Source organism: Streptomyces yerevanensis (genome assembly GCF_000716805.1).
GTDB classification, from domain to species: Bacteria; Actinomycetota; Actinomycetes; order Streptomycetales; family Streptomycetaceae; genus Streptomyces; species Streptomyces flaveus.
Genome location: NZ_JNWJ01000017.1, coordinates 114,162 through 127,746 on the forward strand (window position 1 = coordinate 114,162; position 13,585 = coordinate 127,746).

Consider the following 13,585-nt stretch of genomic DNA (forward strand, 5'->3'; position numbering starts at 1 on the left):
GAGAATAGCATTCTCGTTTTGGGCAAGTAATAGTCTTGCTTCTTGTGATGCGTGATTCGGTAGGGCACCACCCCTTTCTTTTCACATGCGTGGAGTATCGTTCTGCAAATGAACGCCGTCCCCGCAGAGCCCGCTCCGCCCGCCTGGCGCCAGCGCGCCGTCGAGCGGTCCACCCGTGCCGCCAAACTCCGCGCCGAGCAGCGGATCCAGCGCTTCCTGGACGCGGCCCAGGAACTCATCGCCGAGAAGGGCACCACCGACTTCACCGTGCAGGAGGTGGTCGAGCGGTCCAAGCAGTCGTTGCGCAGCTTCTACCAGCACTTCGACGGCAAGCACGAGCTGCTGCTCGCCCTGTTCGAGGACGCGCTGGCCAAGTCCGCGGCCGAGATCCGCGAAGCGACATCGGCAGCCAAGAAGCCGCTGGAGCGCCTGCGGATCGCGGTGGAGCTGCTCTACAAGCAGTCACAGCCGCGACCCGGCAAGCAGAGCCCCTTGTTCACGGACTTCGCCATGCAGCTGCTCGCCGCGCATCCCGCGCAAGTGGCCACCGCGCACATGCCGCTGCTCGACGTCTTCACCGAACTGGTGGAGGAGGCCGTGGAGTCGGGGGACACACGTGCGACAAAGCCGCGCCGCGTGGCGTCGCTGGTCATGCAGACCGCGATGTTCACGGCCCAGACGACGGGCGTGCCTGCCGAGAGCCATGCGACTGCCGTGACCGCCGAGGAGGTCTGGGAGTTCTGCCTGGGCGGGATCAGCGGGGGCACCTGACCAGCACTTCCGTCGGCTTGACCGGTGACGGCTTGGGCGTCATTACAATTCTCCGTACACGAGAGTACCGTTCTCCTCATGGCTGGAGCGACGGACAAGGCGTACCCCGTCGTCCAATGGGCGACCGGCAACATCCGACGGCGGATCTGCCGCAGCTCCTCCCGGTCCTCGCGTAAGGCGGGGTCTCGCTCTCCTCAGGCGGCAGCGGTGTCGTCGCGGTGGACCTGTCCGCCTTTCATGACGTAGCGGACGTCCGTAGTGACCGTGATGTCCGAGAGCGGATCACCGGGAACGGCGATCACGTCGGCGAGCAGGCCCGCGTCGAGACGGCCACGGTCGTCCACATCGACGAGGTCGGCGGAGACGGTCGTCGCGGCGCGGATCGCGTCGAGCGGGGACATGCCCCGGTTCACGAGGGCGACCAGTTCCCTGGCGTTACGGCCGTGCGGGATCGCGGGGGCGTCGGAGCCGCAGGCGACACGGACGCCGCGGCGTACGGCCTCGGAGATGGTGGCCCGTGCGCGGGGGAACACCTCGCCGGCCTTGGCCCGGAGTTCGGGGTCGGCCTGCGAGAGGTCCATGTCGTCGGCGAGGGATGTCGTGGCCACGAGGAAGGTGCCTCGCTCGGCCATCAGGTCGAGCGTGGCCCCGCTGGTGAGGAAACCGTGTTCGATGCAGTCGATGCCCGCGTCCAGCGCGGCCCGGACGGCCTGTTCGCCCATGCAGTGCGCGGCGACCTTGCGGCCCGCGCGATGGGCCTCGTCGACGATGGCGCGCAGTTCCTCGTCGGAGTACTGCTGGGCACCGGCCGGGCCGGTGTGCGACATGACGCCGTTCGACGCACAGACCTTGATGACCCGGGCTCCGTGCTTGATCTGGTAGCGGACGGCCTTCCGCACCTCGTCGACCCCGTTCGCGATGCCCTCCTCCACCGTCAGGGGCAGGACGTGCGGGGCGAACGCCTGGAACATCGTCGGGTCCAGGTGCCCTCCGGTCGGCGTGATCGCGTGCCCTGCGGGGACGACGCGCGGTCCGTCGATCCAGCCGTGGTCGATCGCCTTCTGCAGAGCGACGTCGAGCAGCAGTCCGCCTGTCTGGATGAACAGGCCGAGATTGCGCACCGTCGTGAAGCCCGCGCGCAGGGTACGGCGCGCGTTGGCCACGGCACGCAGGGTGCGCACGGCCGGGTCGTCCTGCACCGCGACGAGGGGACTTCGGTGGTCCGGACCCCCGAGCAGCAGGTTGACCTCCATGTCCATCAGACCGGGGAGCAGGGTCAGTTCACCGAGGTCGACCACCATGGTGCCCTCGGGCAGGGAGGTGGGCGAGACCTTGGTGATGTGCTCGCCCTCGACGAGCAGTTCGCCAGGAGTGACGTACTCGCCCTTGTCGACGTCGAGCAGGCGCGCGGCGCGGAGCAGGACGGGCGGTTGCGGGGTGCGCGGTCGGGGCATCGCTCGGCTCCTTCGGGCCAGTGGTCACACGACCGGTTCGAGGATCGCGTCGATGCTCGACGGGCCTGAGTCGGGAACCCTCGGCTGGCGCCACGCCTCCACGGGGAAGGCGACGGTCACCAGCGCGCAGAACAGCCACAGCAGCCGCTTGTCCTGTTCGGAGATGTCGTCCATGGAGACCTGCTCCAGATAGTCCTTGCTGGACTGGAGCAGCGGGAACGCCGCGTTGTAGAAGGCGTCGAGCTCGTCCATGGTGCTGGCGAGGCGCTTCGCGTAGCGGGCTTTCTCGCCCCGGACCGCCCAGTCGGCGAAGGGCTCCAGGGCTTCGAAGCCGTCGGGAAAGACACTGGCCATGGTTCGGTTCTCCTCGGGTCAGGATGTGGCCGGAGTACCGGCTTCGGCGCCGCGTCGCTGGTGATCTTCCACGTACGCCCGGGCGGTCTGGTGCAGGTGCCGCAGCAGAACCTCCTGGTCGTTGAGGGGGAACTCCCGCACCGCGCGGGATTCCAGCATGGTCTGCGTGGCTTCCAGGGTGTTGCCGTCCTGCAGGCCGTACTCCTTGAACGAGACGGCGGCGAGCTCCTGTTGGAGGCGCTGGAAGGCGTTCTCGGGCGGGACGAAGTAGCACGTCCCCTCGAAGATGTGCGTGTTGTACGACGTCGGCCAGTAGTGGTACGTGAGCACCCAGTTGGGCCGCCAGATCAGCAGCATGAAGTTGGGGAAGAAGACGAACGAGTCCATGCCCCATCGCTTGTCCCGGCTCGGATTGATCGAGGGCGGCAGATCCTCCGGGGCCAGACCGATGTCGGGCGCGTCCCACGGCCCGAACAGGCCGCTGTGCAGGGCGGCTTCGATGGGCTTGACCATCTTGCGGTCGTGCGGAGGGGCGATACCGCCCCAGGAGGACACCATGCTGTGCGGGCCGTCGATGTCGTAGTGCAGCGCCTCGTAGCCGTATTTCTGGATCTTGCGGGCCTCCTCGGCCATGTACTGGCCGGAGTGCAGGATCGGTGCGTGGTAGAACTCGGCGAACGCGTCGATGAACAGCTTCCAGTTACTGCCGATCTCCGCGCGGTACTTGTGCACTTGAGTGAGCTTGTGGAACGGATAGCCCTCGATCCCTTTGGCGAACTCCCCCAAGTACTCGCGCAGCGGCGTGGTGTTCTCCGGGTCGAGGTTGACGAAGACGAAGCCTTCCCACACCTCGGTCCGCACCTGCTTGAGCCCGTACGCGGACTTGTCCAGGTCGAAGAACTCGCCCTCCTGCTGCACGAAGGCGAGCTTGCCGTCGAGGTCATAGCGCCAGGCGTGGTATTTGCACGTGAACTGGCGGCAGACACCGCTGGTTTCCTCGCGCGGGAAGTCGTTCCACACCAGCTTGTTCCCGCGGTGCCGGCACACGTTGTGGAAGGCCCGGACCTCGCCGTCCGTGCCGCGCACCACGACGACGGAGGTACGCGCCGCGTCCAGCTCCTTGGTGAAGTAGCTGCCCTTCCTGGGGAGTTGCTCGACACGGCCGACGTTCAGCCACGTCCGCTTGAAGATGGCCTCGCGCTCGCGCTCGTACTGCTCCGGGGAGATCGAGTCCTCGTAGGAGACCGGCTCCGTCCCGATCTTGAGGTGCTCGGTCCAGCTGCCCTCGGCGGGCTTCTTGAAGTGCGGCATGAGATCTGGTCCTCCGGTCGGGCTGCACCGATCACACCGATCACGATCGGTAACATCGATCTCTGGATGCGAGAACGGTATTCTCGCTTTTCGGTGCACGTCAAGGCGGCGCCGCTGATTCGCCGGGATCCGCGCATGAAGTCCTCGACTCCGAGTGCCGCCCGACCTGACGCAACGCCGAACTGTTCACACGGGCCCGCACCGGTTCCACCGACAGCAACCGGGTACTGACCGCCGACGTGTCCGGCAGCGGCCGCATGGCGTCGCAGTACGCCTCCGCCCTCCCCTGAAGTGCGACGACAACTCTCGGCGGCGGTGGGCCCTGCTGAGGCCACGGCGCCCGGACCGCATTGGCCACTGTCTGGCGCTACCGCAACGCCGGTAGGCAGCGGACACGATCGCCCCGCCTGCCGGTATCGGAGCAGATCGGCATCCCGACTTCGCACCGCGCTGATCTCGTGCCCGAAGCACGGCCCGGGTTCCGGTCAGGATGCTTCCGGCCGACCATGCAGTTGAACGCCCGTCCGGACGCGGCACGCCAGGTGGGGATCTCGCTCTGAGCGGTGACCCACTGGACTTCGGTGAACGCGCGGCCCGGGGCCTCCGGAACCAGGACCCGCTTCTGCGGCATCCAGGACTTCGGGGCGGTGGGGGAAACACGCGCCCAGGCGGTAAGTGGGGTCACCCGGCGGAGAGTCCCTGACCGTCAGGTGCCCGTTCTCCGCAGGCGCCCGGGGCCGAGGGCAGGCGGACCGGACGCGCACGCGTGTGCTCGGCGCAGGCACCTCGTGCTGCACCGTCCGCAGATGTCCGGCCGCCCCGCCCCGAGGCTGCAGTCCTCCCGTACGGCCCCTATCCCGCAGCGGCAGGCTCCGGGGTCGGGGCGGTGGTCGGTGGGTGCGTGAGGTCGTAGGCGCTCTCCGCGTGCAGGTGGACGTCGACACCCTCCTGCTCCTCCTCGGGGCTCACCCGCAGGCCCATCGTCTTGTCGAGCGCCTTGGCGATCAGCCACGTCACGGCGAAGGAGTACAGGAGGACGGCGAAGGCGCCTACCGCTTGCTTGCCAAGGAGGGAGAGACCGCCGCCGTAGAGGAGGCCGTCGACGCCGTTCGGGGCGTCGGAGGTGGCGAGGATGCCGACCAGGAGGGTACCGGTGAGGCCGCCGACGAGGTGGATGCCGACGACGTCGAGGGAGTCGTCGTAGCCGAACTTGTACTTGAGGCCGACGGCGAGGGCACAGACCGCTCCGCCGATCGCGCCGAGGGCGAGCGCGCCGAGCGGGGAGACGGCGCCGCAGGAGGGGGTGATGGCGACGAGTCCGGCGATGGCTCCGGAGGCGGCGCCGAGGCTGGTGGGATGGCCGTCGCGGAGCTTCTCGACGAGGAGCCAGCCGAGCATCGCGGAGCAGGTGGCGGTGAAGGTGTTGAGTACGACGACGGAGGCGGCGTTGCTGGAGGTCAGCGCGGAGCCGCCGTTGAAGCCGAACCAGCCGAACCAGAGCAGGCCGGCGCCGAGCATCACCAGGGGCAGGTTGTGCGGCCGTTCGCCGTTCTTGGCACCCTTCTGCCAGCCGATGCGCTTACCGAGGACCAGGATCATCGCCAGGGCCGCCGCGCCGGCGTTGATGTGTACGGCCGTGCCCCCGGCGAAGTCGATGGCGCCGAGCTCGTTGACGATCCAGCCGCCGACGACGTCGTCGCCGTCGAAGGCGAACACCCAGTGGGCGACGGGCAGATAGACCAGGGTGACCCAGATGCCGGTGAAGGCCATCCAGGCGCCGAACTTGATGCGGTCGGAGATCGCACCGCAGATCAGTGCGGCGGTGAGGGCTGCGAACAGGGCCTGGAAGGCAGCGAAGACGGAGAGCGGGATGGTGGCCTTCGGGTCGTCCTTGATGACGTCGCTCAGGCCGAAGTACTCGGTGACGTCACCGAGGATTCCGGCGCCTCCCATCGAGTCGCCGAAGGAGGCCGAGTAGCCGTAGACGACCCAGATGCAGCCGACCAGGGCGACGGACCCGAAGGTCATCATGATCATGTTCAGGACGCTCTTGGCGGCGACCATGCCACCGTAGAAGAGCGCCAGGCCCGGCACCATCAGAAGGACGAGTGCCGTGCTCGCGAGCATCCAAGCGGTACTTCCGGTGTCCATGCGCACGCTCCGCGGAGAGGTCCAGCAGGAAGAAACATCGTTTCACCGCAGTAGACTGGAGGTGCGTTACAAGACACTTCCGTGGCCGATTAACACCGGGTTTCAGTGCTGCGGGCTGTCCCCGAAGGCCGTCACTGTCAGGAAGCGGATCGGCAACTCGACCAGCCGCTCCGGGCCGTGCGGGGCCTCGCCGTCGAACTGCAGGGCGTCGCCGGGGCGCAGGGTGTAGCTGGACTTGCCGTGGCCGTACACCATGACGCCTTCCAGCATGTAGATGATCTCGGTGCCGGCGTGCTGGAAGAGCGGGAAGACCTCGCTCTGTTCGGTCAGCGTGACCAGCAGGGCATCCATCCGTTTGTGGGCGCCCCGCAGCGAGCCGAGCTGGGCGTACTCATGACCGACGCGGGTGCCGCGCCGTACGATCCGGGCGCCGTGCCCGGCGGGGACGAAGACGGCCTCGCGTTCGTCGTCCATGCCGCGGAACAGGGCGGTGACCGGGACGTCGAGACCGCGCGCGAGCCGGGAGAGCGTGGTGAGGCTGCACGCGGTCTGGGCGTTCTCGATCTTCGACAGCATGGCCTTGGAGATGCCGACCCGCTGCGCCATCTCGCCGACCGACAGCCCCGCCGCCTGCCGGTACTCGCGGGCCCGGACCGCGATGATGCGCTCCAGCGCCTGGTCGTCGGAGTCCTGGGAGTCCGCTGCGGGTTCCGGGTGCTCGGTCACCGGCGCATCCTAGCCCGCGCGGTCCAGGCGGAATCGGGGGTGGGGCTCGGTACGGCCGGTGGCGAGGTCGGCGGCCATCGCGCCGATGAGCGGGGCGAACTTGGCGCCGTGGCCGGAGCACGGGGAGACGATGACCAGCGGGCCGTGGCGGTCGAGGACGAAGTCCTCGTCGGGGGTGGTGGTGTAGAGGCAGGTCGCTTCGGCCACCGGGTCGGGCTCGAGGCCCGGGAGCCGGTCGCGGACGAAGCCGCTCACCCGAGTCCGCGACGACGGGTCGACGACGCCGTTGCGGGTACGGGCGGTGGTGGGCGTGCCGCGGTCGTGCTCGGCGACCTTGACCGCGGGGAGCGGGCCGCCGTCGCTTCCCGACGGCAGGCCGTAGAGGTGCAGCGCGCCGTCCCAGACCAGGGTCGGCCACTTCACGGATGGATCGCGCTGCCGGAAGTGGAAAACCTGCTGCTGGGTCACCCGCAACGGCGGCAGGGCGACGGGCAGTTCGAGCTCGGGCAGCCAGGATCCCGCGGCGATCACCACGGTGTCCGCGACGATCTCACGGCCGTCGTCGGTGTGCAGCAGAACCCTCTCGCCGCCCCGGACGTCGATGCCCGTGACGCGCACGCCGATGATCGCTTCCGCGCCGTGTTCGATCGCCCGCCGTACGCAGGCCACGACGGTCTCGTCGGCGTCGACCACGCCCGCGTCCGGATGGTGGAGCACCGGGCCCGTGATGCGGATGTACGGCCAGCGCTCCGAGGCGGCTTCCGGGCCGAGGAGCTCGTGAGGCACGCCGACCGCGGCAAGGAGGCCGGCGATCGCCTCCGGGGCGCGGTCCTCGCCCATGTCGATGCCACCGGTCGTGCGCAGCAAGGGAGTCGAGCTGTCGTCCTCCAGCTCCCGCCACTGCTCGTGCGCCTGCCCGGTCAGCCGTACGTAGAAGGGGTCGGCGTACGCCCGCCGGAAGATCCGCGAGCTACCGTGCGAACTGCCGTGCCTGTGGGCGATGTCGTACGCCTCGATGAGTGTGACCTCGTGGCCACGCCGGGCCAGTTGCCAGGCGGTGGCCGCGCCCATCAGCCCAGCGCCTACGACGGCGATCACAGGCCCTCCCCGGGGATCCAGTTCGTACCCGCGAGCGGGACGCGGGCCATGGCAGCGGACTCGATGGTAAGAGCGACCAGGTCCTCCGGCTCGAGATGGAGGAGGTGGGCCTTGCCGCAGGCGCGGGCGAGGGTCTGGGCCTCCATGGTCATCACGCGGAGGAAGTTGGCGAGTCGGCGGCCGGCCTCGGCGGGGTCGAGGCGGGCGGCGAGTTCCTCGTCCTGGGTGGAGATGCCGGCGGGGTCGCGGCCGTCCTGGTAGTCGTCGAAGTAGCCTGCGGCGGAGCCGAGTTCGCGGTACTGGGCGTCATACTTCGGGTGGTTGTCGCCGAGCGCGATCAGCGCGGCCGTGCCGATGGCGACCGCGTCCGCGCCGAGGGCGAGCGCCTTGGCCATGTCGGCGCCGCTGCGGATGCCGCCCGAGACGATCAGTTGGACCTCGCGGTGGACGCCCAGCTCCTGCAGCGCCTGGACGGCCTGGGGCAGGGCGGCCAGGGTGGGGATACCGACGTGTTCGATGAACACGTCCTGGGTGGCGGCCGTGCCGCCCTGCATGCCGTCGACGACCACGACGTCGGCGCCCGCGTGCACGGCGAGCTTCACGTCGTAGTACGTCCGTGTCGCGCCGACCTTCACATAGACCGGCTTCTCCCAGTCGGTGATCTCGCGCAGTTCGAGGATCTTGATGGCGAGGTCGTCGGGGCCGGTCCAGTCGGGGTGGCGGCAGGCGCTGCGCTGGTCGATGCCGATGGGCAGCGTCCGCATCCCGGCGACCCGTTCGGTGATCTTCTGGCCGAGCAGCATGCCTCCGCCGCCGGGTTTGGCGCCCTGGCCGAGGACGACCTCGATGGCGTCGGCGGCGCGCAGGTCGTCGGGGTTCATGCCGTAGCGGGACGGCAGGTACTGGTGGACGAGGTGCTTGGAGTGACCGCGCTCCTCGGGGGTCATGCCGCCGTCGCCGGTGGTCGTCGAGGTGCCGACCTCACTGGCACCGCGGCCGAGGGCCTCCTTGGCCTGGGCGGACAGGGCGCCGAAGCTCATGCCGGCGATGGTGACGGGGGTGGCGAGCCGCAGGGGGTGCTTGGCGTGCCGGGTGCCGAGGACGACGTCCGTGTCGCAGCGTTCGCGGTAACCCTCCAGCGGATAGCGGGACATGGAGGCGCCGAGCAGCAACAGGTCGTCGAAGTGCGGGAGTTTCCGTTTGGCGCCCCAGCCGCGGATGTCGTAGATGCCGGTCTCGGCGGCGCGCTGGATGGCGTGGATGGTGGCGCGGTCGAAGGTCGCCGACTCGCGCAGGCCGTGGGATGCGGGTTCCATGATCGTCGAACTCCCTCAGTACGCTGTCGTGTTGTCGACCTTGAAGTGGTAGAGCTGCCTGGCCGAGCCGTACCGGCGGAAGTCGGCAGGGTCCTCGTCACGCTCGGCCGCCTTGAGCAACTCGGCGAGTTCTGCGAGGTGTTCAGCACTCATCTCCTTCTCGACGCAGTCGGCGCCGAGTGATTTGACCGTGCCCCTGACGTAGATGCGGGCCTCGTACAGTGAGTCCCCCAGTGCGTCGCCCGCGTCGCCGCACACCACGAGGCGTCCGGCCTGCCCCATGAAGGCGCTCATGTGGCCGACGCTGCCGCCGACGACGATGTCCACGCCCTTCATGGAGATCCCGCAGCGCGCGGAGGCGTCCCCGTCGATCACGAGCAGGCCGCCGTGGGCGGTGGCACCGGCGGACTGGGAGGCGTTGCCGCGCACCCGGACCGTGCCGGACATCATGTTCTCGGCAACCCCTGTCCCTGCGTTGCCGTGAACGGTGACCGTGGCCTGCTGGTTCATGCCGGCGCAGTAGTAGCCGACGTGCCCCTCGATGTCGACGGTGAAGTTGTCACGGATGCCGCAGGCGACGGCGTGCGCACCGCGGGGGTTGAGCACGCGCCAGGACGCCACCGGCGCCTCGTGCAGTGCCTGGTTGAGGTCCCGCACGGGAGTCTCGGCCAGGTCGATCAGCGTCGCCATACGTACACCTCTTCCGGCTCGGGTTCGAAGATGCGGGCGTGCTCGATGCCCGGCAGGACGTCCAGCGCCCGGTACTCGGAGGCCATCGCGACCCACGCGTCGGTTTCGGCGACGAGCGCCGGCTTGCAGGCGATCGCGTCGCGGACGACCGCGAAGGAGTCGCCGGTGGACACGAGCAGTGTGTAGAAGCCGTCGAACCGCTCGCACAGCAGCCGCAGCGCCTTCTCCAGGTCGGCGCCCTGCTCCAGTTGGTGCGCGATGAAGCGGGCGCCGACCTCGGAGTCGTTCTCGCTGTCGAACTCGACACCCTGGGCGCGCAGTTCACGGCGAATGGTGGCGTGGTTGGCGAAGGAGCCGTTGTGCACCAGACATTGACCGGGGCCGACGGAGAAGGGATGGGCCCCCTCTGGCGTGACGGCCGACTCGGTGGCCATCCGGGTGTGGCCGACGCCCTGCCATCCGGTGACGGTGGAGAGTCCGAAGGCGTCCGCCAACTCCACGGGATTTCCCGTGCCCTTGAGTACGGCCATGTCAACGCCGGAGCCGATGACGGTGGCGTGGGGCAGTGCGGCCTGGATGGCTGTGAGCAGGTCGGTGTCCCCGTGCACCACCGTGGTGGCGTCGGCTGCGACGGCCACGGCACCGGGCAGCGCGGCCTCCGCCTCGGTCGGCGTGACCCCCAGCAGCGAGACGACAGCGCGTCCCGGCGGGGACAGGCGCGGGTCGCCGTAGACCGCGACACCGGCCGAGTCGGGGCCGCGTTCGACGACCTGGCCGAGCATCGCGGTCAGCAGTTCGCCGAGCCGTGGTTCGAGGGAGGGCTCACGCAGATGGAGCCCCACGATTCCGCACATCTCAAGTCCCTTCAGAAGGCGGTCAGAAGGCGGTCAGATACCGGTCGAGCTCCCAGGGGCCGACCGTGGCGTGCCAGTCGAAGAACTCCTCACGCTTGAGGTCGGCGAAGTACCGGCTGACCCCGGTGCCTGCTGCGTCCAGCGCGCCGCTGATCACGTCGTCCGCCTGGAGGGCCTCGACGGCGTGCAGCAGGGTGGGCGGAAGTTCCGGGCCCTTGCCGGCCTCCCCGGGCTCGCCCGGGTCGAGGCCGCGTTCGATGCCGTCGAGGCCGGCGGCAAGCGCGGCGGCAGCGGCGAGATAGGGGTTGGCGGCGCCGTCTCCCCCGCGCAGCTCGATGCGGTTGCCGTCGGGGACGCGGATGAAGTGGGTGCGATCGTTGCCGCCGTAACTCGCCACGCGCGGCGACCAGGTGGCACCTGAGCGGGTGTTCACCGCACCGGTGCGCTTGTACGAGTTGACGGTCGGCGCGATCACGGCCTGGAGTGCCCGCGCGTGCTCGACGATCCCGGCGACGAAGGAGTAGGCGATCGGGGAGAGACCGAGTCCGCGCCCGTCGGTGGCGTCGGGAAAGGCGGGTTCGCCGCCCCGCCACAGCGACATGTGCAGGTGCATGCCGGTGCCGGTGCGGTCGGTGAACGGCTTGGGCATGAACGTGGCCGTCATGCCGCGCTGTTCGGCCAGCATCGACACCAGGTAGCGCATGGTGATGACCCGGTCGGCGGTGGTGAGGGCGTCGGCGTGCTTGAAGTTCTGCTCGAACTGGCCGTTGCCGTCCTCGTGGTCGTTGGCGTAGTTGCCCCAGCCGAGCGCGTTCATGGCACTGGAGACCGCGGTGAGATGGTCGTACATCCGGGTCAGGCCGCGCGCGTCGTAACAAGGCTGCCGCGCGGTGTCCTTGGCATCGGCGACGCTGAGCACGCCGTGCTCGTCCCGGTTGACCAGGAAGTACTCGACCTCTGCGCCCACGGCCAGGGAGAGTCCCTGGGCCGCGGCCCGCTCCAGCAGCCTGCGCAGGATGACGCGGGGTGCATAGGGCCAGGGTTCGCCCTCCACGTACGGGTCGCAGTGGACGAGGGCGAGACCGGGCTTGATGAAGGGGACGGGTGTGTACGAGGAGGCGTCCGGCCGGGCGATGACATCGGGGTCGCTGGGCTGCTGGCCGAGGGCGCCGGCCGCGTATCCGGCGAACCCGACGCCCTCGTCGCGGAGTTCCTCGACGGCCTGGGCCGGGACGAGCTTGGCGCACGGCTTGCCGGTCAGGTCGACGAAGACGGCAAGCACGAACTCGATGCCGTCGGCGCGGACCAACTCGGCGAGATCGGGGGCGTCCGCTGCTGGGTCGGTCGTCATGGGGCCTCCCTGGTCGGGATGGGGTGTCTACTGTGATGAATCATTGTTGCCTATGAGTAGACACCTCTGGAGTTACGGGAGGATTTCAGCGGTGGAAGGTCCCCGTAAGCCGAAGGGCCGGGCGCCGCCCCCGAAGAGGCGGAACCCGGCCCTGATGTACCGTCAGAAGATTGCGGCATACGGCTCGTTGGCGGCCAGGTGGGCGCAATGAACGGGCTGGGTGGGCCCGGTATCAGGAACCTGCCGTGCCGAACCTCTCGTTCGCACCGCCGATGGGCAGCCCCGCCAGCAGCGCACGTCGGCTGGCCCTGACGTGCTCACGCATCACGTGCTCGGCGCTGTCGCCGTCCTTCTCCAGGATCAGCTCCAGGACGAGGTGGTGTTCACGGTCCGACTGGAGGGGGCGGCCAGGCTGACTCAGCGACGTGTTCACCAGCCGGGAGTAGGCCAGCTGGTTCATGAGCATCCGGTAATGGGCTTCCAGTTTGCTGTTGTCGGCCCCGGAGATGAGTAGGTCGTGGAACTCCTGGACCAACTCCGCGTACCGCTCCCTGTCGTCCCGTGCCACCGCTTCATCGGCCTCGCGCAGGTTTCGCTCGAGCATGTCGATCTCCGGGACCCGGCCCCGCCGGGCGAGAAGGCGGGCGGCCGCGCCCTCGAGGAGCTCCTTCATCTCGAAGAGCTCGGTTATTTCGCGGCGGGAGGGAGTGGTGACGAACGTCCCGACGCGGGGCCGGATTTCCACCAGCCCTTCGGTCTGCAGCTGCTTGAGGGCTTCGCGTACCGGCGTACGACTGACGCCGAACTCTTCCGCGAGAGCGAGCTCCGAGAGTGGAGCCCCGGGCTCGATGTCTCCCTTGATGATCCGCCGGCGCATTTCGGCGATCACCCTGGCCTGCATCGACCCTCCCCCGGCCTCCGGCCGGGGGGACCCCCACTTCGGTTCGCTCTGTGCGCGATTCACCGAACCCTCCTCCATCTCCCGAGCCGCCCGCCGGTCATCCCAGCGGTGCGAGCGCGCCGCCGTCGAAGAACTTACCCGCGCTGTAGACCATCGGATGGTGCTCGGCGACCGCGGCGTGCACCACGCGGCAGATGAAGACGGTGTGAGTGCTGGCCTGGAGCCGCTCGCGGATCTCGGCCTCCATCTGCGCGCTGCTCCGGGCGATCAGCGGGCTGCCGAACGGGCCGCTCTCCCAGTCCAGGTCCTTGAACTTGTCGTCGGCCTTGCTTGCGAACGTACCGACGACGTCGAGTTGGTCCGTGGACAGGATGTTGATCGCGAGGTGGTCCGCCCGGAACAGACAGTCGTGGGTGGACGAGGTGCGCTGGACGCACACCATCACGGTGGCGGGGTCGAGCGAGATGCTCGAGAACGCGTTGACGGCCAGTCCTCTGGGGGTCTCTCCGTCCATCGCGGTCACGACCGTGACACCGGTGACGAACTGCCGGTTGACCTGCTTCATCATGTCGAGGTCGGGCTTCGAGGCAAGGGCCATGGAGATGCTC

At 69.0% G+C, this 13,585-nt stretch carries 13 protein-coding genes; 1 reads left to right on the forward strand and 12 read right to left on the reverse strand.

What is annotated here, in order from left to right:
* The first annotated feature begins 108 nt into the window (after positions 1-108).
* Positions 109-771: a TetR/AcrR family transcriptional regulator gene (locus OP79_RS19900; protein ID WP_033321596.1), complete on the forward strand. Its 663-nt coding sequence runs from the start codon at positions 109-111 to the stop codon at positions 769-771.
* Positions 772-965: 194 nt separating this feature from the next.
* Here the strand turns inward: OP79_RS19900 and OP79_RS19905 are convergent, their stop codons facing one another.
* The 12 genes from OP79_RS19905 to OP79_RS19960 all read right to left on the reverse strand — a co-directional run bounded on the left by OP79_RS19905 (position 966) and on the right by OP79_RS19960 (position 13,575).
* Positions 966-2,225, reverse strand: a complete 1,260-nt coding sequence (locus OP79_RS19905) for a metal-dependent hydrolase family protein (protein WP_033321597.1) — start codon at positions 2,223-2,225, stop codon at positions 966-968.
* A gap of 24 nt (positions 2,226-2,249) precedes the next feature.
* The gene (locus OP79_RS19910) at positions 2,250-2,579 is read right to left on the reverse strand and encodes a hypothetical protein (protein WP_033321598.1); all 330 of its coding nucleotides are present in this window, start codon (positions 2,577-2,579) and stop codon (positions 2,250-2,252) included.
* 18 nt (positions 2,580-2,597) lie between these two features.
* Positions 2,598-3,890, reverse strand: coding sequence for an aromatic ring-hydroxylating oxygenase subunit alpha (locus OP79_RS19915; protein ID WP_033321599.1), 1,293 nt, complete (start codon positions 3,888-3,890; stop codon positions 2,598-2,600).
* Positions 3,891-4,742: 852 nt separating this feature from the next.
* Positions 4,743-6,041, reverse strand: coding sequence for an ammonium transporter (locus OP79_RS19920; protein WP_033321600.1), 1,299 nt, complete (start codon positions 6,039-6,041; stop codon positions 4,743-4,745).
* A gap of 102 nt (positions 6,042-6,143) precedes the next feature.
* Entirely contained in the window at positions 6,144-6,767 is a 624-nt protein-coding gene (locus tag OP79_RS19925; protein ID WP_033321601.1) for a helix-turn-helix domain-containing protein, read from the reverse strand.
* Positions 6,768-6,776: 9 nt separating this feature from the next.
* Positions 6,777-7,865 (reverse strand): FAD-dependent oxidoreductase, encoded by a 1,089-nt coding sequence (locus tag OP79_RS19930; RefSeq protein WP_051744762.1) that lies wholly within the window; start codon positions 7,863-7,865, stop codon positions 6,777-6,779.
* A complete protein-coding gene (locus OP79_RS19935; protein WP_033321603.1) occupies positions 7,862-9,181 on the reverse strand; it encodes an FMN-binding glutamate synthase family protein in 1,320 nt (439 codons plus the stop codon). The genes OP79_RS19930 and OP79_RS19935 overlap by 4 nt, the downstream gene beginning before the upstream one ends.
* A gap of 15 nt (positions 9,182-9,196) precedes the next feature.
* Entirely contained in the window at positions 9,197-9,871 is a 675-nt protein-coding gene (locus tag OP79_RS19940) for a GltB/FmdC/FwdC-like GXGXG domain-containing protein (protein WP_033321604.1), read from the reverse strand.
* A complete protein-coding gene (locus tag OP79_RS19945; RefSeq protein WP_033321605.1) occupies positions 9,859-10,725 on the reverse strand; it encodes a class II glutamine amidotransferase in 867 nt (288 codons plus the stop codon). Before OP79_RS19945 ends, OP79_RS19940 begins: the two co-directional genes overlap by 13 nt.
* A gap of 22 nt (positions 10,726-10,747) precedes the next feature.
* Positions 10,748-12,076 carry a type III glutamate--ammonia ligase gene (gene glnT / locus OP79_RS19950; protein ID WP_033321606.1) on the reverse strand — a complete coding sequence of 443 codons (1,329 nt, stop codon included), beginning with the start codon at positions 12,074-12,076 and terminating at the stop codon, positions 10,748-10,750.
* A gap of 232 nt (positions 12,077-12,308) precedes the next feature.
* Complete coding sequence (locus OP79_RS19955; protein ID WP_033321607.1) at positions 12,309-12,977, reverse strand: GntR family transcriptional regulator; 669 nt, start codon at positions 12,975-12,977, stop codon at positions 12,309-12,311.
* A 97-nt stretch (positions 12,978-13,074) separates the two neighbouring features.
* Positions 13,075-13,575 carry a flavin reductase family protein gene (locus tag OP79_RS19960; RefSeq protein ID WP_245685389.1) on the reverse strand — a complete coding sequence of 167 codons (501 nt, stop codon included), beginning with the start codon at positions 13,573-13,575 and terminating at the stop codon, positions 13,075-13,077.
* Positions 13,576-13,585: the final 10 nt, after the last annotated feature.